The sequence below is a fragment of the Pseudomonas sp. SD17-1 genome (genome assembly GCF_029201585.1).
GTDB classification, from domain to species: Bacteria; Pseudomonadota; Gammaproteobacteria; order Pseudomonadales; family Pseudomonadaceae; genus Aquipseudomonas; species Aquipseudomonas palmensis.
In genome coordinates, this window is sequence record NZ_CP104044.1 from 449,003 (window position 1) to 474,090 (window position 25,088).

The window sequence follows — 25,088 nt, forward strand, 5'->3', positions numbered from 1 at the left end:
GAACCGTTGTCAGGTGTGTGCCCGCAAAAAAAATCGCGGGCCAGGCCGGCCCCCACAAGAATCTGCATCGATCCTGTGGGGGCGGGCCTGACCCGCGATTGGCAACGCCTCGGTGGTTAGCCGATGGTCATCAGGCTGGCATTGCCGCCCGCCGCGGCGGTGTTCACGCTCAACGCACGCTCGATCACCAGGCGCTCCAGCGCAATCGCGGTTTCACCCGACGACAAGCCTTGCACACCCACGATCGCACCGGCACGCTTGGCCACCTGCTCGCATACTGCGCGCAGCTGGTCCGAATGGCCGTGATGCAGCACCGCGTCGAACACCACCTCGTCCTTGGCCCAGTCGCTCACCAGCTTGATGCGCGCCTGCACATCCTTCGGCAAGCGCCCACGCAAGGCCTTGCCCGGCTCGCCGTCGACGAACACTGCCGAGCTGCCCACCGCCAGTACCGCTGCCAGTTGAGTCAGCAGATCAGCCTCCGACTCGGCCAGGCACAACACGTGCTCGCGCGGCAGGATAGTGTAGCTGTTGCGCTCGCCGGTCGGGCCGTTGAGCAGGCGGGTGACGCCGCTCTGCGACTGTTGCGCGAACTGCTCGCACAGCTGCGCCAGTTCGGCCTGCTGGTTGCTGCCGGCCCACGCCTTGAGCGATTGCAGCGGCTTGAGCAACTGCTCGCGCAGACGCACGTCCGGGGCAGTACCGGCGTCGCTGCGCTGGAACGACTGCTCGATGGCATCGGCCGGGCGCGTGGACAGCAAACGGTACAGGTACAGCGGGCCACCGGCCTTTGGGCCGGTACCCGACAGGCCTTCACCACCGAACGGCTGCACGCCAACCACGGCGCCGACGATGTTGCGGTTGACGTAGACGTTGCCGGCATGGACGTTGTCGATCACCTTGGCGATGGTCTCGTCGATGCGGGTGTGAACGCCCAGGGTCAGGCCGTAGCCGGATGCATTGATCTGCTCGATCAACTGGTCGAGGTGCTTGCGGTTGTAGCGCACCACGTGCAGGACGGGGCCGAAGATCTCACGCTGCAGTTCGTCGAAGCTTTCCAGCTCGATCAGGGTCGGCATCACGAAGGTGCCGCGCTTGATCTCTTCACCGTCGGCAATGGCCACCTGATACACGTTGCGACCCTTGTCGCGCATGCCCTGGATGTGTTTTTCGATGCCAGCCTTGGCCTCGGCGTCGATCACCGGGCCGATGTCCACGCTCAGGCGCTCCGGGTTGCCCAGGCGGCTTTCGGCCATGGCGCCCTTGAGCATCTCGATCACGCGGTCGGCCGAGTCTTCCTGCAGGCACAGCACGCGCAGGGCCGAGCAACGCTGACCGGCGCTGTCAAAGGCCGAGGAGACCACGTCGATGACCACCTGCTCGGTCAGCGCCGAGGAGTCGACGATCATCGCGTTCTGGCCACCGGTTTCGGCGATCAGCGGGATCGGACGGCCCTGGCTGTCCAGGCGGCCGGCAATGTTGCGTTGCAGCAGGCGCGCCACTTCGGTGGAACCGGTGAACATCACGCCCTTGACCCGGTCATCGCCTACCAGGCGCGCACCGACGGTCTCGCCACGGCCCGGCAGCAGTTGCACCACGCCTTGCGGGATGCCGGCCTCGAGCAGCAGGCGCACGGCCTGGGCGGCCACCAGCGGGGTCTGCTCGGCAGGCTTGGCCAGTACCGGGTTGCCGGCAGCGAGCGCTGCAGCCACCTGGCCACTGAAGATCGCCAGCGGGAAGTTCCACGGGCTGATGCACACCACCGGGCCCAGCGGGCGGTGGGCGTCGTTGCTGAAGTCGTTGCGTGCCTGCACCGCGTAGTAGCGCAGGAAGTCGACCGCTTCGCGCACCTCGGCGATGGCGTTGGCGTAGGTCTTGCCGGCTTCGCGGGCCAGCAGGCCCATCAGCGGCTGGATCTCGCCTTCCATCAGGTCGGCGGCACGTTCCAGGATCGCGGCACGCTCGGCCGGCGGGGTGGCCTGCCAGATCGGTGCGGCGTTGAGTGCGCACTGGATGGCGTTGTCGGCGTCCTCGACGGTGGCTTCCTGCACGTGGCCGACCACGTCACGGTGGTCGGACGGGTTCAGCACCGGTGCGGCAGCTTCGTCGCTGGACGCGCAACCGAGCATCGGCTCGGCCTTCCAGTCGTTGTGCGCGGTGGCCAGCAGGGCGCACGACAGCGAGGCCAGGCGGTGTTCGTTGGCCATGTCGATGCCGCTGGAGTTGGCGCGCTCGGCACCGTACAGGTCACGCGGCAACGGGATGCGCGGGTGCGGCAGGCCGAAGCCGCCTTCCTGGGTGGCCATGCGCTCGATGGTCGCGACCGGGTCGGCCACCAGTTCCTGGATCGAGATCGACTGGTCGGCGATACGGTTGACGAACGAGGTGTTGGCGCCGTTTTCCAGCAGGCGACGCACCAGGTAGGCCAGCAGCGTTTCGTGGGTACCGACCGGGGCGTACACGCGGCACGGACGGTTCAGCTTGCCGTCGGCCACCTTGCCCACCACCTGTTCGTACAGCGGCTCGCCCATGCCGTGCAGGCACTGGAACTCGTACTGGCCCGGGTAGTAGTTCTGCCCGGCGATATGGTAGATGGCCGACAGGGTGTGGGCGTTGTGGGTGGCGAACTGCGGGTAGATGGCTTCGGGCACCGACAGCAGCTTGCGGGCGCAGGCGATGTAGGAGACGTCGGTGTACACCTTGCGGGTGTACACCGGGTAGCCTTCCAGGCCTTCGACCTGGGCGCGCTTGATCTCGCTGTCCCAGTACGCGCCCTTTACCAGGCGGATCATCAGGCGGTGACGGCTGCGGCGTGCCAGGTCGATGACGTAGTCGATCACGTAAGGGCAGCGCTTCTGGTAGGCCTGGATCACGAAGCCGATGCCGTTCCAGCCGCTCAACTGCGGCTCGAAGCACAGGCGCTCGAGCAGGTCCAGCGACAGCTCCAGGCGGTCGGCCTCTTCGGCGTCGATGTTCAGGCCGATGTCGTACTGCTTGGCCAGCAGGGTCAGCGACAGCAGGCGCGGGTACAGCTCGTCCATCACGCGCTCGTACTGGGCGCGGCTGTAGCGCGGGTGTAGGGCCGAGAGCTTGATCGAGATGCCAGGGCCTTCATAGATGCCGCGGCCATGGGAGGCCTTGCCGATGGCGTGGATGGCCTGCTCGTAGGAGGCCAGGTATTTCTGCGCGTCGTGCTCGGTGAGCGCGGCTTCACCGAGCATGTCGTAGGAGTAGCGGAAACCCTTGGCTTCGAACTTGCTGGCATTGGCCAGGGCTTCGGCAATGGTCTCGCCGGTGACGAACTGCTCGCCCATCAGGCGCATGGCCATGTCGACGCCCTTGCGGATCATCGGCTCGCCGCTCTTGCCGATGATGCGGCTGAGCGAGGAGGTGAGGCCGGATTCGTTGTGCGTGGACACCAGTTTGCCGGTCAGCAGCAGGCCCCAGGTGGCGGCGTTGACGAACAGCGACGGGCTGTTGCCCAGGTGCGGCTGCCAGTTGCCGGTGCTGATCTTGTCGCGGATCAGCGCATCGCGGGTGCCCTTGTCGGGGATGCGCAGCAGGGCTTCGGCCAGGCACATCAGCGCCACGCCTTCCTGGGACGACAGCGAGAACTCCTGCAGCAGGCCCTGGACGATGCCGGCGCGGCCGCTGGCGCTCTTCTGGTTGCGCAGCTTTTCGGCAATGCCGGCGGCCAGCTTGTGGGTGGCCTCGGCCATGGGCGCGGGCAGGCGTGCCTGCTCCAGCAGCATCGGCACCACTTCCGGTTCCGGACGACGGTAGGCGGCGGTGATCGAGGCGCGCAGCACCGACTGCGGCAGGATGCTTTCGGCGAACTCGAGGAAGCACTGGTGCGAGTGGTCGGCCTGCACATCGCCGGCGTCGTCGCCCTGATTGCCGGGCTGACCGCTGAGTTCGGTCAGGGTGGCGCCACCCTCGAGCTTCTCCAGGTAGTTGAAGATCGCCTGCTTGATCAACCAGTGCGGGGTGCGGTCGATGGACTGCGCAGCCGTTTTCAGTCGCTCGCGGGTAGGGTCGTCGAGTTTGACCCCAAGGGTGGTCGTCGCCATTTCTTATCCTCATTATTGCCACTGGGCCGTGGCTAAGCTGGCGCCAAGATTAGCCGGGCGCCTTTGTGGGTGCAACCTAGTGCAACCCAAATAATCGCGTTGAGGAGTGCAACTCGTCCGGTGGCTAAAACCCCACAGCATAAATGGCTGTTCAAGGTGCATTTGCTTATGTAAACGGCGGTTTTTGCTCCCAAATGGAGCAAAAACACGTTGTTATGCGAAATATCCGACCAGGTGCAACTTGACTGAAGAAACTGGTTGCACCTTGTTTGCGTTGTTGCATAGGATTCGCCGCCTGGGTGCAACCGTTAGCGGCTGTCACTACATAAAAACAAACGCCAGGGCGCAACAATGAGTTTTAGCAATCCAATCACGATCACGTTCGTGATCTATATCGCGGCAATGGTGCTGATCGGCTTCATGGCCTATCGCTCCACCAACAACCTTTCCGACTACATCCTCGGTGGCCGCAGCCTCGGCAGCGTGGTGACCGCGCTCTCGGCCGGTGCCTCGGACATGAGCGGCTGGTTGCTGATGGGCCTGCCGGGCGCCATCTACATGTCGGGCCTTTCCGAAGCCTGGATCGCCATCGGCCTGACCGTCGGTGCCTACCTGAACTGGCTGTTCGTGGCCGGCCGCCTGCGCGTGCAGACCGAGCACAACGGCGACGCGCTGACCCTGCCGGACTATTTCGCCAGCCGTTTCGAAGACCACAGCGGCCTGCTGCGCATCATTTCGGCAATCGTGATCCTGGTGTTCTTCACCATCTATTGCGCCTCCGGCATCGTGGCCGGTGCCCGCCTGTTCGAAAGCACCTTCGGCATGTCGTATGAGACGGCGCTGTGGGCCGGTGCTGCTGCCACCATCGCCTACACCTTCGTCGGTGGCTTCCTGGCGGTGAGCTGGACCGACACCGTGCAGGCCACGCTGATGATCTTCGCGCTGATCCTGACCCCGGTGATCGTGCTGATCGCCACCGGTGGCTTCGACACCACCTTCCTGGCCATCGAAGCCCAGGGCGCGGGCAACTTCGACATGTTCAAGGGCGCCACCTTCATCGGCATCATCTCGCTGATGGGCTGGGGCCTGGGCTACTTCGGCCAGCCGCACATCCTGGCGCGCTTCATGGCGGCAGACTCGGTGAAATCGATCGCCAATGCCCGTCGCATCTCCATGACCTGGATGATCCTGTGCCTGGCCGGTACCGTGGCCGTGGGCTTCTTCGGCATCGCCTACTTCTCGGCACACCCTGAAGTGGCCGGCCCGGTCACCGAGAACCACGAGCGCGTGTTCATCGAACTGGCCAAGATCCTGTTCAACCCGTGGATTGCCGGTGTGCTGCTGTCGGCCATCCTGGCAGCAGTGATGAGTACCCTGAGCTGCCAGCTGCTGGTGTGCTCCAGCGCCCTGACCGAAGACTTCTACAAGACCTTCCTGCGCAAGAACGCCTCGCAGGTCGAGCTGGTATGGGTCGGTCGCCTGATGGTGCTGGCGGTTGCGCTGATCGCCATCGCGCTGGCCGCCAACCCGGACAACCGCGTGCTGGGCCTGGTGGCCTACGCCTGGGCCGGCTTCGGTGCCGCCTTCGGCCCGGTGGTGCTGATTTCGGTACTGTGGAAGGGGATGACCCGCGACGGCGCACTGGCCGGTATCGTGGTGGGCGCGGTGACCGTGATCCTGTGGAAGCAGTTCGACACCATGGGCCTGTACGAAATCATCCCGGGCTTCCTGTTCGCATCGCTGGCGATCTACTTCGTGAGCAAGGCGGGCAGCCCGTCGGCTGCGATGGTCAAGCGTTTCGAAACCGCTGAAGCGGCGTTCCACGCCGACAAGTAACACGGCTGCATCATGCTGCCCGGCAACGGCCCGGCCTCTTCTGGAGGTCGGGCCGTTGTCATTCTGGCGGCTGTCACCTGACGGCGCGGGCCTGACAGGGTAAACTTCCGGGCCTTGCAGGAGTTGCCATGAACTATCGTCACGCCTTTCACGCCGGCAACCACGCCGACGTGTTCAAACACCTCGTATTGACCCGGCTGATTGCGCTGATGTCGCGCAAGGAGCAGCCGTTCGCCTACCTCGACACCCACGCCGGCCTTGGGCTGTATGACCTGCAGGGCGACCAGGCGACCCGCACCGGTGAGTGGCTGGAAGGCATCGGCCGGCTCTGGGGGCGCGACGACCTGCCCGAGGTGACGGCCGATTACCTGCGCATCCTGCGAAAGATGAACCCCGACGGCGAGCTGCGCTACTACCCGGGGTCGCCCGAGCTGGCACGGCGCCTGGCGCGCCAGCAGGACCGCGTGCTGCTCAACGAGAAGCACCCCGAAGACGGGCGCCTGCTCAAGGAAAACATGAAGAAGGACCCACGCGTGGCGGTGCACCTGGGCGAGGGCTGGCACGTGCCGAGGGCCTTGCTGCCGGTGCAGGAGAAGCGCGCGGTGATGCTGATCGACCCGCCCTTCGAGCAGGCCGACGAGCTCAAGCGCTGCACGGTGGCGATGAAGGAGACGATTGGCCGCATGCGCCAGACGGTCGCGGCCATCTGGTACCCGATCAAGGACCAGCGCCAGCTGGTGCGTTTCTATCAGGACCTGACCAGCACCGGTGCGCCGAAGCTGCTGCGGGTGGAGCTGTACGTGCACCCGCAGGACAGCCCGCAGGGCTTGAACGGCTCTGGCCTGGCGATCGCCAACCCGCCATGGGGCCTGGAAGAAGAGCTGCGCGCACTGCTGCCGTGGCTGGCCCAGGTGCTGGGGCAGACCCAGGGCAGCTGGCGCATGGACTGGCTGATTGCCGAGTAGGGTGCCCGGGCCTCTTCGCCGGCAAGGCCGGCTCCTACAGGTGCGCGCGACCCCGTAGGAGCCGGCCTTGCCGGCGAAGAGGGCGCAACTGCCAACACAACGCTGCGCCTCCTACATGCACCCCCACGCTTTACGCTATAATCCCGCCCTTTCGCTGCCACCCGCCCATGAGGCCGGGGCGCACATCTACAGATTTGAAGAGGCTAGACCCTTGGCATTGACGATTCTTGGCCTGTCCGGCGCCCTTAGCCATGATCCTTCCGCGGCCCTGTACATCGACGGCAAGCTGATTGCCGCCGCTGAAGAAGAGCGCTTCGTGCGCGACAAACATGCAAAGAACCGCATGCCCTACGAATCGGCGAAGTTCTGCCTCGAACAGGCCGGCATCAAGCCGTCCGATGTCGATGTGGTAGCGATTCCGTTCGCCCCCATCAGCCTGTTCGGCAAGGCCCGCTGGCACTACGCCAAGCGTTACTGGTACGCCCCGGATCGCGCCCTCGACGCGCTGCTGATGGGCAACCGTCGCTACAAGCGCTACCGCAACAAGATCGTCTGGTGCCTGGAGCAACTGGGCTTCGATCCGAAAAAGATCAAGATCGAACCGGTCGAGCACCACCTGGCCCACGCCTCCAGCGCCTACCACTGCTCGGGTTTCAAGGAAAAGACCGCGATCCTGGGCATCGACGGCAAGGGTGAGTACGCCACCACGTTCTTCGGCTACGGCGAAAACGGCAAGATCCACAAGATCAAGGAATTCTTCGACCCGGACTCCCTCGGCGGCCTGTATGGCGCGATCACCGAGTTCCTGGGCTTCGAAATGCTCGACGGCGAGTTCAAGGTCATGGGCATGGCGCCGTACGGCGACGCCAGCAAGTATGACTTCTCGCGCCTGGCCAGCTTCGAAAACGGCGAGCTGGAGATCAACACCGACTACGCCAACGTCATCGGCCTGCGCCGCTATAAAGAGAAGGGCAAGGGTTTCTACTTCTCGCCCAAGCTGATCGAGTGGCTGGGCCCCAAGCGCGAAGGCGACATCGCCGACGAGCCGTACATCCACTATGCGGCCAGCATGCAGGCGCTGTTCGAGAAGCTCGCGCTGCAGATGATCGACTACTACCTGGGTGACGTGCTCAAGGAAACCGGCAAGCTGGCCTTTGCCGGCGGCTGCGCGCTGAACGTCAAGCTGAACCAGAAGATCATCGCCCGTCCCGACGTGAAGGAGCTGTTCGTGCAGCCCGCCTCGGGCGACGCCGGCACCGCAGTCGGTGCTGCCGCCTATGTGTCCCACGCCCGTGGCGTACCGGTCGAGAAGATGGAACACGTCTACCTCGGCCCGGCGTACAGCAACGAGGACGTGATCGCCGCCTGCGCCCGTCACGAGCACAAGCCGACCTGGCGCAAGCTGGACAACATGCCCGAGCAGATCGCCCGGATCATGGTCGACGGCAACCCGGTGGCCTGGTTCCAGGGCCGCATGGAGTTCGGCCCGCGGGCCTTGGGCGGACGTTCGATCATCGGCTGCCCGAGCGTGCCGGGCGTGGCCGACCGCATCAACCACCAGATCAAGTTCCGCGAGCGCTGGAGGCCTTTCTGCCCGTCGATGCTCGACACCGTGGCGCCGCAGATGATCAAGATCGATCACCCGGCCCCGTTCATGACCTTCACCTTCGAAGTGGCTGAAGAGTGGAAGACCCGCGTGCCGGAAGTGGTCCACGAAGATGGCACCTCGCGGGCCCAGGTGCTCAAGCGTGAGTACAACCCGCGCTACTACGACATGATGAAGGCGCTGGAGACCCTGACCGGCAACGGCGTGTCGCTCAATACCTCGCTCAACCGTCGTGGCGAACCGATGATCTGCTCGCCGACCGATGCCCTGAACATGTTCTTCGGCTCGGACCTGCAGTACCTGATCATGGAAGACATCCTGGTGGTCAAGGACGGCGCGAAAGCTTATGACAGCGTTGGCTGAACGGCACGTCCTGCAGTTTTGCCATGGCTATGACGGGCCGTTTCTCGACTGCGCCCGTCAGTACGCCAGCCTGTTCGCGGGCAAGGGCTACCGCGTCACCACGGTGTTTCTCACCGGCGCCGCCGATCCGCAGGTGGCGGCGGGCTGTGCGAGCGATGAAGTGCTGTTTCTCGAGTTCAGCTCCAAGGCCATTCGTGGCTTGAAGCTGGGCGCGATTCGCGAACTGCGCCGCATTGCCGCGTCGCGCCGATTCAGCTTCTGCATCGCCCACCGCTTCAAGCCGATCTACATCGCCCTGCTGGCCACCCGCCTGCCGGTGATCGGCGTGCACCACGCCTTTGGCGACTACCAGCGGCGTACCCGCCAGCTGTTCGCCAACCTGTTCAGCAAACGCCTGAGCCTGCTCGGGGTGTCGGACGCGGTGCGCGACGACATGCGCCAGTGCCTGCCCAAGTGGCCGGCCGAGCGTATCCAGACGCTGTACAACCGCATCGACATCGACGCCCTGCAGGCCAGCCTGGTGCCCGCCGCGCAGGCGCGCCAGGCCCTGGGCCTGGATGCGAAGGCGTGGATCGTCGGCAATGTCGGCCGCCTGCATCCGGACAAGGACCAGGCCACCTTGCTGCGCGGGTTTGCCCAGGCGCTGCCGGCACTGCCGGCAGGCGCCCGCCTGGCGGTGCTGGGCACCGGCCGCCTGGAGCACGCGCTCAAGGCGCAGGCCGAGGCGCTGGGTATTGCCGCACAGGTGGACTTTCTCGGCCAGGTACCGGATGCACGGCGCTATTTCAGTGCCTTCGACGTGTTTGCCCTGAGCTCGGACCACGAGCCTTTCGGCATGGTGCTGCTCGAAGCGATGGTGGCCGGCGTGCCATTGCTGGCCACCGCTTGCGGTGGCGCCAAGGAAGTGGTCGAAGGTGTCGGCATCCTGTTCCCGCTCGGGGATGCCGAGCGTCTGGCGCAAGGCCTGCAACACCTGGCCGAGCTGGACCAGGCGCAACGCCAGGCCTGTGCCGAGCGCATGCTCGAGCGCCTGCGCGAACGCTTCTCCGACACGGCCGTGCGCGAGACTTTCTGGCACCTTCCCCAGGTTGTCGAACTGACGGGGCAGGCCTGATGCTCAATTATGTACAAGGCTGGCGTGAGCGCGGCTGGCGCGTGATCGATGCGCCGGCCTACGCCGACGCCTGGCAGCGCTTTGGCGGCAGTGTGGCGACCCACCCGCTGGTGCTCGCGCAACTGGCCGAGATGGCCGATATTCCGGTGCGTTACCTGGGCTGGTACCAGGGTGACGAACTGAAGGCGGCCATCCCCACCTGGGACCGCTACCTGGCACTGTCCAAGGACGTGCTCAAGCGCCGGGGCAAGAAGGGCCTGTTCGACCTGGGCAATGCCGAGCTGATTCTGCCGGCCGCTGCCGATGCACAGGCGCCGCTGCGCCATGCCGGGCGCTACCTGTCCGAGCTCAACCAGGGCCGTTTCAGCGGCCTCAAGGCGCAGCCCGAAGCCCTGGCCATGGCACGCCAGCCCGAAGAACTGTCGAAGAAGTTTCGCTACAACCAGCGCCGCGAACTGCGTTTGCTGGAAGAGGCGGGTGGGCAGGTGCGGGCCATCACCGAGTTCACCAGTGCCGAGATCGCGTCGATGTATTGCGACCTGTTCCAGCGCCGCTGGGGCTTTGCGGCCACCGGTGCCGAGCGCATGGCCGAGATGGTCGAACGCCTGCGCGCGTTGCTGATCGGCTCGGTGCTGTTTCTGGAAGACAAGCCGATCGCGATCCAGCTGGTGTACCGCGTCGAGGCTCCCGAGTGGGTCAGCGTCGAGTACGTCAACGGCGGCGTCGACCCCGAGACGCGTGCGTTCAGCCCGGGCAGCGTGCTGAGCTTTCTCAACACCCAGAGCGCCTGGGAAGCCGCGCGTGCGCTGAACAAGCCGCTGCGGTTCTCCTTCGGCCGCGCCGATCGCGAGTACAAGGACCGATGGTGCAACCCCGTGCCGGTGTTTCAGGTGTGAGCCGCAAGCAGCAGTTGCTCAGGCGCCATCGGCGCAACAAGCGCGTGGGCCTGCTGGTCGCTCTGGTGGTGCTGATCGCCCTGGGCGTGCTGGTGAAATGGTGGCTGGCGCTGATGCTGTTGCCGCTGTTGTGGGTGGCTCACGAGGCATGGTTTGCCGATCACCTGTTCTATTCGCCAGGTGATGATTATCTGTACGAGTTCCCTGAACCCTGCGAGCGCGTGCCGGTGTCGCTGGATGGCCTGGTGCTGCGTGCGCCGGCATCATTGAGCCTGTCGGGCGATGAGACGCTGGTGCTGCAGGTGCGTGTCAAAAGCTCGCTGCTGGGGCGTTTTCGCGACCCTGGCGTCGAGGTGTCGGGCGAGGGGGAGGCGGACCTGCAGGGCTTGGAGCGCGGGGTCGACGGACTGCGCTACCTCAATCTGACCGGGCAGGCGCCGGCGCTGCTGGCCGGCACTCTGCGCATCCGCGGGCGTTGCTGCCGGGTGGTCGAGGCTGCGTCGCTGATCGTGGTGCGCGCCAGCGACCTGCGCCAGCGCCGGGTGATGGTGATTGCGCCCCACGCCGACGATGCGGAACTGGCCGCCTACGGGCTGTACAGCCAGGCCGAAGAGGCGTGGGTCGTGACGCTTACGGCCGGCGAGATCGAGGCCGAGCATTACCAGCAGATGGGCCTGGAGCCTGCGCAGGCCGCACGCCTGAAGGGCCGCTTGCGCGCGTGGGACAGTATCGCCGTACCGCGCTGGGCCGGTGTGCCAGAAGCGCAGTGCGTGCAACTGGGCTATTTCTGCCTGCAGTTGCCCGCCATGCAGGCCGCACCGGATCAGCCCGTCGCCTCACGCGAAGCCGACCTGAGCGATACGCGGCTGTTCCGCCAGCTCAACGCCCTGTCGCTGCCGGGCGACCAGGACGGCGCGCCCACCTGGAACAACCTGCTGGCCGACCTGCGTGCACTGATCATGCAGGCGCGCCCACAGGTGCTGGTGATGCCGCACCCGACCCTGGACCCGCATCCGGACCACCTGTGTGCCCAGGCCGCCGTGCTCGAAGCGTTGCACGGCCTGCAATGGCAGCCCGAGAGCGTGCTGTACTACGCCAACCACCTGCATGACAACGATCGCTGGCCGATGGGTGACAGCGGTTCCGGCATTGCCTTGCCGCCGCAGGTCGAGCCTGGCCAGGCCTGGGCGCCCTACAGCCTGAGCCTGACGCTGGACACCCAGCGCGACAAGGCCATGGCCCTGGGCATGATGCATGACCTGCAGCCGCGTGCACCCTTCAAGCGTCGCCTGCGTCGCCTGCTGCAACGTTGGCTGGCCGGGCGTCAGCCTTCGCCTTACGGTGAGAACGAGTTCTTCCGCAAGGCGGTACGTCGACACGAATTGTTCTGGCGCCGGGACCTCTGAACCCGGTGCATGAATGCATAGCTGTGGCCCGAGCGCCGCAAGGAAGACAATGAAAGTTCTATTTCTGGTGCAGAAGGAACAGCGGGCCATTCTTGACCGGCTGTACGAAGGGGTTGCGGCCCATTGCGAATGCGACCTGCGCTGGTTGAGCAGTGTCGAACAGCGCGACCTGCGCGGGTATTTTCGCCGCGAGGTGGACGTCACCCGGTACGACCGCATCATCTTCTTCCTGCGCTTCAAGCAGGAGATCCGTCAGGTCGGTTTCATCCGTACCGTGCCCAATCTGGTCATTCTGGAGCACGATGCCTACCAGAACTACATTCCGTGCAAGTACACCGGCAAGTTCAGCGCGCATTACCGCAAGCTGCCCTGGGCCCGGGTGATCAGCTCGGGTTACATGGTCAGCGAGCGTCTGCGCCAGGAAGGCTTCGACGCGGTGTTCGTGCCCAAGGGCTACGACCAGCAGTTGCTGGCCGACCAGGGGCGCGAGCGGGACATGGAACTTGCCTTCGTCGGCAGCACCAACAGTGTGGCCTACAGCGGCCGCAAGGCGTTGCTCGACGAGCTGGGGCAAGTCGAGAACCTGGTGGTGACCCGTACCAATTCGGGTGCCGAGTATTGCGACACGCTCAACCGCATTCGTTTCTTCGTCAGCGCCGACGTCGGCATGGGTGAGTACATGATCAAGAACTTCGAGGCCATGGCCTGCGGTTGCGTGCTGCTGGCGTTCGACCAGGGCGAGGCGGAGAATCGTGCGCTGGGTTTGCAGGACATGCACAACGTCGTACTGTATGGCAGCATTGCCCAGTTGCAGGCCAAGTTGAAGGTCCTGCGTGCCGACGAGGCCCTGGTGCAGCGTATCGCCACCAACGGCCGTGATCTGGCGGTTTCACGTTTCAGTTTCGCCCAGGTCGGGCGCAGTATTGTCGAGCAGTTGCAGCCGGTACTCCGTCCTCACCCACCACTGAGCGCTTGGCAGCGTCTGCGTCTGAAACTGGGGGTCTGACTCCACTGGGCGTGCAGCCTGAACGGACTGGAGAGGTTGCAACTGCATGGACGCATTTACCGGGGGTTGCTGTGCAATTTAGTGAAAAGAGTGATGTGACGCTGGTAGTGACCAGCTGTGGGCGGTTCGATCTGCTCAAGCTGACGCTGGACAGTTTCGATCAGTTCAACACAGCGCCTATCCGTGAGGTTTTCATCACCGAAGACAGCGGTGACGAGGCCGTGCACGACGCCATTCCGGAGCACTGGAAGCCTTACTGCACGGTGTTCGTGAACAAGCCCAAGCTTGGGCAGCTGGCGTCGATCGATCTGGCTTACGGTCATGTCAAAACCCCGTACATCTTTCATTGCGAAGATGACTGGCGGTTCTATCGCCCGGCCTTCGTCGAAGATTCGCAGGTGATTCTCGAGGCGCGGCCGAAACTGCTGCAGGTATGGCTGCGCAATTTCGTCTACGACCTCAATGTCAACAGCCCCTACATTCACCTGGGCGAGCGCGAGATCATCGCTGGGGTCCCTTGCTACCCGCTGCTCTCGGACAAGCCCGAGTGGCAGTCTTTCTCGCTGAACCCTGGGCTGCGACGCCTGAGTGACTATCATCTATGTGCACCTTTCGCTGCGCATAGCGGCGAGAAGTCGCTTTCAAAGCGGTATGCCGAACTTGAGCTGACCGCTGTGACCCTTGAAGGCGATGCGGTGCTGCACACCGGATTCGGCAATCATGTCACGGTGCCTGAGGAGCGGCTGCGCAAGGTACGTCGCAAGCAGCGCGAGCGTGTGCGGTTGACGTTGGCGGTAATAGTGGGGTTGGTGGTGGGAGTGGGCCTTGCTCTTCTTTTTTTGTGAGTTGTTTTCTGTCTTTTCAGTAATATGTGAATCAAGGTGGGCTGGCCAGTGAACGTCATCAATATCATGTGGGCTGGTGGCTCGCCGTTCGTCTCGGTGCACAAGGTCCATCAGCAGATCCTTTCATTGGTGCCTCCTGAGATTTCCGTGAACAGCTGGCTGTTGCAAGGTCAGGGGGCGGCGTGTGTTCCTGGGCCGTCTCGAGAATGGAACTTGCCGCAACGCCTGATAAAGGGCCGTCATGTATGGGGGCTGCTGCAGCCTTGGTTACGCGCTCGTCTACGCAAGGCGTTGATCGAAGCCCAAGCCGACGCATTGCTGCTCGATGGGCTGGGGGTATCGCGCCTGATACTGCCTGTTCTCAGGGGGTTGCCTGAGGTGAAGGCTACTGTGGTGTTTCACGGCAAGACCCGTTTGCACCCCAGGGATGTGGCGCTGTTGCGCGGGTTCAAGCCGGCGCAGCTGTCACTGGTGGCGGTGTCGGCCACGCTGGCGGCGTCATTGCAGGCCGAGCTGGGCCTGAAGGTGACGGCCTTGCGTACCGCGTTGGAACCTACCCGTTTTTGTGACGAGCAACTGACAGCACAGCAAGCGCGCGAGGTCATGGGGTTGAGGGAGCCCGGTGTGCGGATCATGGGGGCTGTCGGTCGCCTGGTCATGGACAAGGGGTTCGACTACCTGATCGATGCATTTGCCGCCGCTAGCCGGACGCAACCCGATCTGCGCCTGGTCATTCTCGGCGAAGGCCCCGAGCGGCCATTGCTGCAGCAAAAGATCCAGGCGCTGGGTCTGCAGGGCAAGGTATCGCTGACAGGGCATTGTGACATTCTGGGCCGCCTGTACCAGGCGTTCGACTGGTTGCTCGTGCCTTCCCGGGCCGAGGGCCTGGGCCTGGTACTGCAGGAGGCAGTCATTGCCGGCGTGCCGGTACTGTGCAGTGACCTGCCGGTGTTCCATGAACAGTTGGGTGATAGCGGTCTTTACGCACGGGTCGGTGACGTGCAGGAGTGGGCCGCTGCCATCGAGCGTTGCGCCAGCCTGCCGGCAACCGCCGTTGCCCAGGCGCAGCACCGCTCGCTGGCCCCGGAGCAAGCCTGGGAGTGCTTCAGTCGAACCCTGCGGGAAATGTGGGCGGTCAAGCCTGACTCAGGGAGTCAGTAGAGCCTGCTCCAGCTCGGCGAGGGGGAAGCTCCCGTCGAGTTTTTCACGTGACAGGTAGCGGCCAAAGTGCTGTATGTTGCGCTTGATCATGCGCCGGCTCAGCGGCCCGCGCAGAAAACGCATGTCCGCCACATCGATCAGCCCCCACTGCTGGTCGGGCGTCACCACGATGTTGCCCAGGTGCAGCGAGCGAAAATACACCCCCGATCGATGCAGGGTCCGTACCAGGCGGACCATGTCCGGCAGTGCCTGCTGCCAGCTGAAACCTTCCTTGCGGCTGAGCTGGCTCAGCGTCTGGCCGGGCAGGGGGTGGTACAGCACCGCCGTCATGCCGGGCTTTTCCAGGCGGTAATGCGCCAATACACGCAGAGTCGGAATGCCCAACTGCTCCAGCCTGGCGGCGTTGTCGATGAAGCGGCGGGAGTAGGGCCGCAGCAACGCCGACGACAGCAGGCGCTTGCGCCGGAAAAGTTTAAGGATATTGCCGTTCTCTAGCAGGTAGACTTTCGCACCGTAGCTGTCAGCTTCCAGTATCTGGGCACCGACGATCAGTTGGTTGAGGTCGGCCTGAGGGAGCCGGGAGCATTGCATGTAGATGGCCTTGTCGAAGTAGCGAGCAGGAAAGACAGGGCATAATGCCGAAAACTTCACCAATGCACCACGCCAGCATGCCGGACCGGGCGCGTGCCCAATCGGCAGGCTGTGATAAAATCGATCGTTCAACCTGAACAGTGAGCTCGAAGATGGCTGAAACACCGCGCACGGCGCAGCAGAGCTCCAGTCTGAAGATCTATTTCCGACTGTTGACCTACGTAAAGCCCTACATTGGCATTTTCCTGCTGAGTATCCTCGGCTTCGTGATATTCGCCTCGACCCAGCCCATGCTGGCGGGCATCCTCAAGTATTTCGTCGATGGGCTGAGCAATCCCGAAGCGGTGTTGTTCCCCAACGTGCCTTACCTGCGTGACCTCCAACTGTTGCAGGCCGTGCCGCTGCTGATCGTGCTGATCGCCGCCTGGCAGGGCCTGGGCTCGTTTCTGGGCAACTTCTTTCTGGCCAAGGTTTCCCTGGGCCTGGTGCACGACCTGCGGGTGGAGTTGTTCAACAAGCTGCTGGTACTGCCCAACCGCTATTTCGACAGCCACAACTCCGGACACCTGATTTCGCGTATCACCTTCAACGTGACCATGGTCACCGGCGCCGCCACCGATGCAATCAAGGTGGTGATCCGCGAAGGCCTGACCGTGGTGTTCCTGTTCGGCTATCTGCTGTGGATGAACTGGAAGCTGACCATCGTGATGCTGGCGATCCTGCCGCTGATCGCGCTGATGGTCAGCAGTTCGAGCAAGAAATTCCGCAAGCAGAGCAAGAAGATCCAGGTGGCCATGGGCGATGTGACGCATGTCGCGTCCGAGACCATCCAGGGCTATCGCGTGGTGCGCAGTTTCGGGGGCGAGAACTACGAGCAGCAGCGCTTCGCCGATGCCAGCCAGAGCAACACCGAGAAGCAGCTGCGCATGACCAAGACCAGCGCGGTGTATACACCGATGCTGCAACTGGTGATCTACTCGGCCATGGCCGTGCTGATGTTCCTGGTGCTGTACCTGCGCGGCGACTCCACCGCCGGCGACCTGGTGGCCTACATTACCGCGGCCGGTCTGCTGCCCAAGCCGATCCGCCAGCTGTCGGAAGTCAGCTCGACCATCCAGAAGGGTGTGTCGGGGGCCGAGAGCATCTTCGAGCAGCTGGATGTGGAGCCGGAAGTCGACCACGGCACCGTCGAGCGCGACCGGGTTACCGGGCGTCTGGATGTACGCCACCTGAGCTTCACCTACCCGGGTAGCGAGCGCCGCGTGCTCGATGACATCAGCTTCACCGCCGAGCCGGGTCAGATGGTGGCGCTGGTTGGGCGTTCGGGCAGCGGCAAGTCGACCCTGGCCAGCCTGATACCGCGTTTCTACCCGCATGCCGAGGGCGAGATCCTGCTCGATGGCGTGGAGGTGGAGCAGTACCGCCTGCGTAACCTGCGTCGGCACATTGCCCAGGTGACCCAGCATGTGACCCTGTTCAACGACACCGTGGCCAACAACATCGCCTACGGTGACCTGGCCGGTGCGCCGCGCGAGCAGATCGAGGCTGCGGCAGCCGATGCCTATGCCAAGGAGTTCATCGATCAGTTGCCCCAAGGGCTGGACACCGAGGTCGGCGAGAACGGCGTGCTGCTGTCCGGCGGCCAGCGCCAGCGTCTGGCGATCGCCAGGGCCCTGCTCAAGAATGCACCGCTGCTGATTCTGGACGAGGCCACCTCGGCCCTCGATACCGAGTCGGAGCGGCACATCCAGGCCGCCCTGGACCAGGTGATGAAAGGCCGTACCACCCTGGTGATCGCGCACCGCCTGTCGACCATCGAGAAGGCCGACCTGATCCTGGTGATGGATCAGGGGCGCATCGTCGAGCGTGGCACGCATGGCCAGTTGCTGGCCGAAAACGGCTATTACGCGCGCCTGCACGCCATGGGCCTGGATGAGCCGGCCAAGGCCGACATCACCTGAGTCACCCTGCCAGGGCGCGTTCTGCGCCCTGGTTGTCACAGCAGGTTACCGGCGCCGAACAGGCCGGTGCCAGGGCTGTGCTAATATCCCGCCCCTGTTCATTTTGTCTATATGGGTTGCCCATGAAGTTGTCCATGCCGCGTTTCGATCAAGCTCCGGTACTGGTGGTCGGGGATGTCATGCTCGACCGCTACTGGCATGGCGGTACCTCTCGCATTTCACCTGAAGCCCCGGTACCGGTGGTCAAGGTCGAGCAGATCGAGGACCGTCCGGGTGGTGCGGCCAACGTTGCGCTGAACATTGCCGCGCTGGGTGCGCCGGCCTCGCTGGTGGGCGTCACCGGCCAGGACGAGGCCGCCGACAGCCTGGCCAACAGCCTGCAGGCAGCGGGGGTTCGTTCGATCTTCCAGCGCATCGCCCATCAGCCGACCATCGTCAAGCTGCGGGTCATGAGCCGTCACCAGCAACTGCTGCGCATCGATTTCGAAGAACCCTTTGCCACCGACCCGCTGTCGCTGGGCGCCGAAGTCGACGCCCTGCTCGAAGGGGTGAAGGTGCTGGTGCTGTCCGACTACGGCAAAGGCGCATTGAAGAACCATCAGAGCCTGATTCAGGCCGCGCGGGCCAAGGGCATTCCGGTGCTGGCCGACCCCAAGGGCAAGGATTTCTCGATCTACCGCGGCGCCAGCGTCATCACGCCGAATCTGGGCGAGTTCGAGGCCATCGTCGGGCATTGCGCCGACGAGACCGAACTGGTCAGCAAGGGCGGCGAGCTGATGCGCGAGCTGGAACTGGGCGCCTTGCTGGTGACCCGAGGCGAGCACGGCATGACCTTGCTGCGCCCGGGCCATCCGGCCATGCACCTGCCGGCACGGGCGCGTGAAGTGTTCGATGTGACCGGTGCCGGCGATACCGTGATCTCCACCCTGGCGGCGGCGATCGCCGCCGGTGAGGAGCTGCCCCATGCGGTCGGTCTGGCCAACCTGGCTGCCGGCATCGTGGTCGGCAAGCTGGGTACGGCGGCCATCAGCGCGCCGGAACTGCGCCGCGCCATCCAGCGCGAAGAAGGCTCCGAGCGCGGGGTGCTGAGCCTTGAGCAGTTGCTGCTGGCCATCGACGATGCGCGGGCGCACAACGAGAAGATCGTGTTCACCAATGGCTGCTTCGACATTCTGCATGCCGGGCACGTGACCTACCTGGAGCAGGCGCGTGCGCAGGGCGACCGGTTGATCGTGGCGGTCAATGACGATGCTTCGGTCAGTCGCCTGAAGGGGCCGGGTCGGCCGATCAACAGTGTCGACCGGCGCATGGCGGTGCTGGCGGGGCTGGGGGCAGTGGACTGGGTCATCAGCTTCTCCGAAGGCACCCCGGAAAACCTGCTTGCCGAGGTCAAGCCCGACGTGCTGGTCAAGGGTGGCGACTACGGCATCGATCAGGTGGTGGGCGCCGATATCGTCAAGGCCTATGGCGGTACGGTGAAGGTGCTGGGGCTGGTGGAAAACAGCTCGACCACGGCGATCGTGGAGAAGATCCGCAAGAACTGAGTGGTTTGACCCGCGATTAGGGCCTGCAAAAACGTCCTACTTCTGCAAAGCCAGCCCCAACAGCTGGCGGGCCTTGCCCGTCAGCCTTTTAAGTTTCGAGTCCGGCCTGGGCGCCACCAGCCCCTGCTGCCTCAGCCAGTCCTTCCAGCGAATCCGCTCTTCACGTACCAGCCAGCCATCCTGCCGGGCAAAGCTTTCGGCCAGGTAGATACCACGGGTACTCGCCGGCACCAATCGGTCCTTCTTCAGGGTGTACAGCTCGGCCTGCGGCTGACCGTCTTCCAGCGGCATCAGGTACAAGTCTGGCCGGCTGCGGTTGAGGCGTGCCACCAGTTGGTCGCCCTCAAGGCGCTCGTCCACATGGAACAGGCTCAATGATTTGGCTTCCCTGGGCACTTGCAGGCGCAGGTCATAAATCAGTTGCAGTGACGCCGTGGGCAGGTGGACATAGGCTCGCGGTCGCTCGATCAACGGCTGGTTGCCACAGCGCACCGGTCGCGCGGCCCCCGAGTGAGGGGTCAGCACGAAGGGCATCGCTTCACGGTAATGCAGCGCGTCGGCGTACGGCGCCGGCAACCAGGTGTCGTTGAAACGCCCGCCAAGCCAGCCTTCCGGGGTCTCCAGCAGGCATTCCTCGGCCACTTCCTGCACGGCCGTGTGCAAGGGCAGGTTCAGCTCCTGAGCGGGGACGTAACCGGAGATCAGCTTGAGCACCACATCACCGCGGTCCTGGCGGCGCTGGCGCACCAGCACCCAGTAGTCGCGGTTCTGCCACTGCAGGGTGAGGCGCACCGAAACGCCCAGGTTGGCCAGCTCCACGGCGAAACGCTCGGGGTCGGCCACCTGGATCGCTTTGCGCCGCTGCAGGGTCTGGGCAAAGTTCAGCGGCATGCCGATGCTCTGGTAGCTCAGGCCCTCGGGGCCGGCTTCCACATGCAGGGGCAGGGTCTTGAAGTTGCTGGGGTTCTTGCGGATCAGCGTGCGCGGCATCTCGGCTCCTTCTTGCGTTGGGGTCGGCCGCGACGGCGGCTCAGCGCTGGCTCAGGATCTTGGCAACCACGCCCACGTTGTGGGCCAGGTGCACGGGATTGATGGTGCCGACAATAGCACTGCTCACCCCGGGGTGGGCAAACAGCAGCTCGAAGCTGGCCCGCACCGGGTCGACGCCCGGGGCCAGACAGGCATGACCACTGGCCAGGGCCTTTTTCACCAGGATGGCCTTGCCGTGTTCGGCAGCATAGTCCAGCACCGGGCGTTCGCCCTGCTCGTCGAGGTTGTAGGTAACCATCGCGCAATCGCCTGATTGCAGGGCCTGCAGCCCACCTTCGACGGTTTTGCCGGACAGCCCGAAGCCGCGGATCTTGCCTTCCTGCTTGAGCCGGGCCAGGGTTTCGTACACCGCTTCCTGCTGCAGAATGCGCAGATCGTTGCCGTCGGAATGCACCAGTACAAGATCGATACAATCTGTTTCAAGGCGTTGGAGGCTGCGTTCCACCGAGCGGCGCGTGTGGGCGGCGCTGAAGTCGAAGTGCGAGTGGCCGTCGTCGAACTCTTCGCCGACCTTGCTGACGATCACCCAGTCGTGGCGCTGGCCGCGCAGCAATGGGCCCAGCCGCTCTTCGCTGCGGCCATAGGCCGGTGCGGTGTCGATCAGGTTGATGCCCAGCTCACGGGCCTGGCGCAGCAGCAGGCGGGCCTCGTCGTCGTCGGGGATGGTGAAGCCGTTGGGGTATTTGACGCCCTGGTCGCGGCCCAGCTTGACCGTGCCCAGCCCCAGCGGGGAAACGCTCAGGCCGGTGCTGCCCAGCGGGCGGTGATAGGGGTGCAGGGTCGGCAGGCTCATGGCAGCAGTTGCTCCCATACCGGTTGTGCCAGGGGCGGTTTTGGCAGGGGCGGCAGGGCAGGCAGGTTGCCTGGCTTGATACCGTCACGTTCCAGGCTGTTCAGCACGCGGTCAGCGAAGTCCGGTGCCAGGGCCAGCTTGGTCGGCCAGCCCACCAGCAGGCGCTGCTGATCGGCGAGGAAGGCGTTGTCGGGGCGCACCAGGCCCGATTGCGCGGGTTCGGCGCGGTCGACACGCACGGTGGCCCACTGCACCTGGCTGAGGTCGACCCAGGGCAGCAGCCCCGCGACCTCCTTGCGGGCGGCAGCGATCTGCGCTTCGGGTTCGCGGGCAACGCCCTCGGCTTCGGCCAGGTCGCCGCCCAGGTACCACACCCACTGGCCGTCGGCGGCCGGGTGGGTGGTCACGGTGATGCGCGGCTTGGGCCCACCGCCCAGGCAGTGGGCGTACAGCGGCTTGAGGCTCGGGCCCTTGGCCATGACCATGTGCAGCGGTCGGCGCTGCATGGCCGGCTGGCTCAGGCCCAGGCTTTGCAGCAGCGCGGCATTGCCGGCACCGGCGCTGAGCACCACGCGCTGGGCGCGGATATCGCGGCCATCGACACGCAAGCCGACCAGTTCGTCACCTTCATGCAGCGGTTCGATATGTTCACCGGCCAGCAGGCTGTCGCCGGCCAGCTCTGCCAGGCGCGCGAGCAGGCTCGGCACGTCCACCACCAGTTCGGCCAGGCGGTACACCTTGCCCTTGAAGGCACGGTCCTGCAGGGCAGGGGGCAACTGGTCGCCCTTGACCTGGTCGACCCGGCCGCGTACCGCCTTGCTGGCGAAGAAGCTGGTGAGGTTGCCGGCCAGGGTGCCGGGCGACCACAGGTAGTGCGCCTCGGACAGCAGGCGCACGCCGCTCAGGTCCAGTTCGCCGTTGCCGGCCAGGGCCTCGCGCCAGCGCCGCGGCATGTCGGCAATGGCCTCGGAGGCGCCGGTGAGCGCACCGTGCAGGGCGTACTTGGCACCACCGTGGATGATCCCCTGGGACTTGAGGGTCTGCTCGCCACCGAGGCTGGCGCGTTCCACCAGCACCGTCGAGTAGCCCAGGCGGCGCAGGCGGGCATTGAGCCAGAGGCCTGCGACCCCTGCGCCGACGATCAGCACGTCGGTGGAAATAACGGATGACATGCACGCACCTCACAAGCAAAGACAGGAGCGCAGTATACAGCCTGTGAGGTTTCGTACCCTGTCGCTCATCAATGCCCGGTGGTTTTGGAGAACACCTGGATCACCACCACGCCGCCGACGATCATGGCCATGCCGAGCATGGCCGGCACATCCAGTTTCTGCCCGTAGATCACCAGCGCCGCGATGCTGATCAGCACGATGCCCAGGCCCGACCAGATGGCGTAGGCAATGCCTACCGGAATGCTGCGCACCACCAGGGTCAGCATCCAGAACGCCACGATGTAGCCGCACACCATCAGAAGCAGGGGCAGCGGCGTACTCAGGCCCTTGACCGCCTTCATCGAGGCGGTGGCAATGACTTCGGCGCAGATGGCGATGGCCAGGTAGGTATAGGCGTTCATGGTAGTCCTCTGTTCTGGTCGCGCATTCTAGAGGATGGCGCAATGGGGTAAAGTCATTACCTATCTATTCTGGAGATAGGCTGGCATGCACGGTCAATGGAACCTCGAACAGCTGCGCACCTTCGTGCGGGTCGCCGAACTGCGCTCGTTCTCGGCGGTGGCGCGTGAGCAGCGCAAGGCCCAGTCGGCGGTCAGCAACGCCATCGCGTTGTTCGAGGCCGACCTTGGGGTCACGCTGTTCGAGCGTAGCAGCGGGCGTCAGCCGCGCCTGACCGATGCCGGCCAGGCGTTGCTCGAGGAGGCACGCGAGCTGCTGCGCCAGTGCGAGCGCCTGGACGGCCGGGCGCAGGCGCTGATGCGCGGGCAGGAGGCGCAACTGCGCCTGGCGCAGGACGAGGCCATGCCCTTCCAGCCGGTGCTCGACAGCCTCGACGAGCTGGCCGTGCAGTACCCGCTGCTGGAAATCCAGGTGGCCAGCGGGGCCCAGGGCGATGTGGCGCGCAAGCTGCTGGAGCGCCGTGCCGACCTGGGCCTGATGTTTCACCACGAGCACATGCCTGCAGCGCTGGAGCGCCAGGCGCTGGGCAGCGTGGAGATGGTCACCGTGTGCGCGGTGCATCACCCGCTGGCGCAACTGCCCAGCGTCAATCGCCAGCAGCTGGCGCAGCACCGTCAGTTGCTGATCACGCCCCAGCAGAGCGGCTACCCTGGCGGCGAACCGATCAGCCCGCAGATCTGGCGCGCCGACAGCTTCTACGTGATGGCCGAGATGCTCATGCGCGGGCTGGGCTGGGCGTGGCTGCCGCGCCATGTGGTGCAGTACCCGGCCTACCAGCAGCAGATGGTGGAGCTTGCCAGCGAGTGGCGCCCGCCGGCGCTGGTGGTGGAGTTGGCGTGGCGCCGCGACGAGCCGCTGGGGCCGGCCGCGCGCTGGCTGGCCGAGCGCTTCGCAGTGCATTTGTGCGCCATTGGCTAGTACACTTCGGCGCCATGAACAGAACCCTTTATACCCTGCTGTTTCACCTGGGCCTGCCGCTGGTCGCGCTGCGCCTGTACCTGCGCTCGCGCAAGGCGCCGGCCTATGCCCGGCGCATCGCCGAGCGCTTCGGCCTGAAGCTGCCGCCCCTGCAGCCGGGGGGCATCTGGGTGCATGCGGTGTCGGTGGGCGAGAGCATCGCCGCCGCGCCGATGGTGCGTGCCCTGCTGCAACGTTATCCACAGTTGCCGATCACCATCACCTGCATGACGCCCACCGGTTCCGAGCGCATCCAGGCGCTGTTCGCAAACGAGCCACGCATCCAGCACTGCTACCTGCCGTACGACCTGCCGTGGGCGGCGGCGCGGTTTCTGGAGCGTGCTCGCCCGCAACTGGCGGTGATCATGGAGACCGAGCTGTGGCCCAACCATATCCATCAGTGCGCCCGACGTGGCATACCGGTGGCGCTGGCCAATGCGCGGTTGTCGGCGCGTTCGGCCAAGGGCTATGCGCGTTTTGCCGGGTTGACCCGGCCGATGCTGGCCGAGATGAGCCTGATCGCGGTGCAGACCGAAACCGAGGCCGAGCGTTTTCGCCAGCTCGGTGCGCGGCCCGAGTGCGTGCAGGTGACCGGCTCGATCAAGTTCGACCTGACCATCGATGCGCAGCTGCCGGTGCGCGCCAGGGCACTGCGTGAAGAGTGGCAGGCGCTGCAACGGCCGGTGTGGATTGCCGCAAGCACCCATGAGGGCGAGGACGAGGTGATCCTGGCAGCGCATCGGCAGTTGCTGGCGCACCATTCGGACGCGCTGCTGATGCTGGTACCGCGCCATCCGGAGCGCTTCAACGCGGTGCATGGGCTGTGCGCAGCGCAGTTTTCCACGGTGCGCCGCTCTGGCGGGGCGCCGGTGACGGCGGATTGCCAGGTATTGCTGGGCGATACCATGGGCGAGCTGCTGTTTCTGTATGCGCTGGCGGACATCGCGTTCGTCGGCGGCAGCCTGGTGCCCAACGGCGGGCACAATCTGCTGGAGCCGGCTGCACTGGCCAGGCCAGTGCTGAGTGGGCCGCATCTGTTCAACTTTCTCGAGATCGCGGCAATGCTGCGCGAGGCGGGGGCGTTGTGCGAAGTGGATGATGCCCAGGGGCTGGCGGCCGAGGTGCGGCGCCTGATCGAGCTGCCCAGCGATGCACTGAAGATGGGCGAGGCGGGGGTCGGGGTGATGCGGGCCAATCAGGGGGCGTTGAAGCGCCTGCTGGATGGGCTGGGGAATCTGCTCAAGGCGTGAGGCCTGTTCGCCGGCAAGGTCGGCTCCTACACGGGGTGCGCAA

The 25,088-nt window shown here is 64.9% G+C and carries 19 protein-coding genes; 13 read left to right on the top strand and 6 right to left on the bottom strand.

Annotated features, from left to right (window positions below; all coding sequences use genetic code 11):
* Nucleotides 1-116: 116 nt before the first annotated feature.
* A complete protein-coding gene (putA, locus tag N0B28_RS02075) occupies nucleotides 117-4,070 on the bottom strand; it encodes a trifunctional transcriptional regulator/proline dehydrogenase/L-glutamate gamma-semialdehyde dehydrogenase (RefSeq protein WP_054915752.1) in 3,954 nt (1,317 codons plus the stop codon).
* 351 nt (nucleotides 4,071-4,421) lie between these two features.
* Here putA and putP point away from each other — a divergent pair, with 351 nt between their 5' ends.
* The 9 genes from putP (at nucleotide 4,422) to N0B28_RS02120 (ending at nucleotide 15,268) form a co-directional block, all read left to right on the top strand.
* Complete coding sequence (putP, locus tag N0B28_RS02080; RefSeq protein ID WP_210013885.1) at nucleotides 4,422-5,906, top strand: sodium/proline symporter PutP; 1,485 nt, start codon at nucleotides 4,422-4,424, stop codon at nucleotides 5,904-5,906.
* A 128-nt stretch (nucleotides 5,907-6,034) separates the two neighbouring features.
* Complete coding sequence (gene rlmJ, locus N0B28_RS02085) at nucleotides 6,035-6,871, top strand: 23S rRNA (adenine(2030)-N(6))-methyltransferase RlmJ (RefSeq protein WP_043863583.1); 837 nt, start codon at nucleotides 6,035-6,037, stop codon at nucleotides 6,869-6,871.
* A gap of 211 nt (nucleotides 6,872-7,082) precedes the next feature.
* A complete protein-coding gene (locus N0B28_RS02090) occupies nucleotides 7,083-8,840 on the top strand; it encodes a carbamoyltransferase (RefSeq protein WP_043863582.1) in 1,758 nt (585 codons plus the stop codon).
* Nucleotides 8,824-9,954 (top strand): glycosyltransferase, encoded by a 1,131-nt coding sequence (locus N0B28_RS02095; protein ID WP_054915750.1) that lies wholly within the window; start codon nucleotides 8,824-8,826, stop codon nucleotides 9,952-9,954. Before N0B28_RS02090 ends, N0B28_RS02095 begins: the two co-directional genes overlap by 17 nt.
* Nucleotides 9,954-10,850: an antimicrobial resistance protein Mig-14 gene (locus N0B28_RS02100; RefSeq protein WP_043863580.1), complete on the top strand. Its 897-nt coding sequence runs from the start codon at nucleotides 9,954-9,956 to the stop codon at nucleotides 10,848-10,850. Before N0B28_RS02095 ends, N0B28_RS02100 begins: the two co-directional genes overlap by 1 nt.
* Nucleotides 10,847-12,256 carry a PIG-L family deacetylase gene (locus N0B28_RS02105; RefSeq protein WP_078479859.1) on the top strand — a complete coding sequence of 470 codons (1,410 nt, stop codon included), beginning with the start codon at nucleotides 10,847-10,849 and terminating at the stop codon, nucleotides 12,254-12,256. Before N0B28_RS02100 ends, N0B28_RS02105 begins: the two co-directional genes overlap by 4 nt.
* 49 nt (nucleotides 12,257-12,305) lie before the next feature.
* On the top strand, nucleotides 12,306-13,262 hold the full coding sequence (locus N0B28_RS02110; protein ID WP_275730079.1) for a glycosyltransferase: 957 nt from the start codon (nucleotides 12,306-12,308) through the stop codon (nucleotides 13,260-13,262).
* Nucleotides 13,263-13,333: 71 nt separating this feature from the next.
* On the top strand, nucleotides 13,334-14,107 hold the full coding sequence (locus N0B28_RS02115) for a hypothetical protein (protein WP_058541614.1): 774 nt from the start codon (nucleotides 13,334-13,336) through the stop codon (nucleotides 14,105-14,107).
* 48 nt (nucleotides 14,108-14,155) lie between these two features.
* Nucleotides 14,156-15,268, top strand: a complete 1,113-nt coding sequence (locus tag N0B28_RS02120; RefSeq protein WP_123753305.1) for a glycosyltransferase — start codon at nucleotides 14,156-14,158, stop codon at nucleotides 15,266-15,268.
* On the opposite strand, the gene N0B28_RS02125 is transcribed toward N0B28_RS02120, so the two are convergent.
* Nucleotides 15,254-15,859: a hypothetical protein gene (locus tag N0B28_RS02125; protein WP_058541612.1), complete on the bottom strand. Its 606-nt coding sequence runs from the start codon at nucleotides 15,857-15,859 to the stop codon at nucleotides 15,254-15,256. The two genes, N0B28_RS02120 and N0B28_RS02125, sit on opposite strands and share 15 nt — an antisense overlap.
* Before the next feature lie 152 nt (nucleotides 15,860-16,011).
* On the opposite strand from N0B28_RS02125, the gene msbA reads away from it, so the two are divergent.
* A complete protein-coding gene (msbA, locus tag N0B28_RS02130) occupies nucleotides 16,012-17,820 on the top strand; it encodes a lipid A export permease/ATP-binding protein MsbA (RefSeq protein WP_058541611.1) in 1,809 nt (602 codons plus the stop codon).
* Between the two features lie 122 nt (nucleotides 17,821-17,942).
* The gene (hldE, locus tag N0B28_RS02135; protein ID WP_043863573.1) at nucleotides 17,943-19,364 is read left to right on the top strand and encodes a bifunctional D-glycero-beta-D-manno-heptose-7-phosphate kinase/D-glycero-beta-D-manno-heptose 1-phosphate adenylyltransferase HldE; all 1,422 of its coding nucleotides are present in this window, start codon (nucleotides 17,943-17,945) and stop codon (nucleotides 19,362-19,364) included.
* A 36-nt stretch (nucleotides 19,365-19,400) separates the two neighbouring features.
* Here the strand turns inward: hldE and N0B28_RS02140 are convergent, their stop codons facing one another.
* The 4 genes from N0B28_RS02140 to N0B28_RS02155 all read right to left on the bottom strand — a co-directional run bounded on the left by N0B28_RS02140 (nucleotide 19,401) and on the right by N0B28_RS02155 (nucleotide 22,780).
* Complete coding sequence (locus N0B28_RS02140) at nucleotides 19,401-20,354, bottom strand: hypothetical protein (protein ID WP_043863572.1); 954 nt, start codon at nucleotides 20,352-20,354, stop codon at nucleotides 19,401-19,403.
* A 40-nt stretch (nucleotides 20,355-20,394) separates the two neighbouring features.
* A complete protein-coding gene (locus N0B28_RS02145) occupies nucleotides 20,395-21,207 on the bottom strand; it encodes an aldo/keto reductase (protein ID WP_058541609.1) in 813 nt (270 codons plus the stop codon).
* The gene (locus N0B28_RS02150; protein ID WP_058541608.1) at nucleotides 21,204-22,379 is read right to left on the bottom strand and encodes an FAD-dependent oxidoreductase; all 1,176 of its coding nucleotides are present in this window, start codon (nucleotides 22,377-22,379) and stop codon (nucleotides 21,204-21,206) included. The genes N0B28_RS02145 and N0B28_RS02150 overlap by 4 nt, the downstream gene beginning before the upstream one ends.
* A gap of 68 nt (nucleotides 22,380-22,447) precedes the next feature.
* Nucleotides 22,448-22,780: a multidrug efflux SMR transporter gene (locus tag N0B28_RS02155; protein WP_043863569.1), complete on the bottom strand. Its 333-nt coding sequence runs from the start codon at nucleotides 22,778-22,780 to the stop codon at nucleotides 22,448-22,450.
* A gap of 85 nt (nucleotides 22,781-22,865) precedes the next feature.
* Here N0B28_RS02155 and N0B28_RS02160 point away from each other — a divergent pair, with 85 nt between their 5' ends.
* Together N0B28_RS02160 and waaA are read left to right on the top strand one after the other, a co-directional pair.
* On the top strand, nucleotides 22,866-23,756 hold the full coding sequence (locus tag N0B28_RS02160; protein ID WP_275730084.1) for a LysR family transcriptional regulator: 891 nt from the start codon (nucleotides 22,866-22,868) through the stop codon (nucleotides 23,754-23,756).
* A 14-nt stretch (nucleotides 23,757-23,770) separates the two neighbouring features.
* Nucleotides 23,771-25,045 carry a lipid IV(A) 3-deoxy-D-manno-octulosonic acid transferase gene (waaA, locus tag N0B28_RS02165; protein ID WP_100632907.1) on the top strand — a complete coding sequence of 425 codons (1,275 nt, stop codon included), beginning with the start codon at nucleotides 23,771-23,773 and terminating at the stop codon, nucleotides 25,043-25,045.
* The last annotated feature ends 43 nt before the right edge of the window (nucleotides 25,046-25,088 follow it).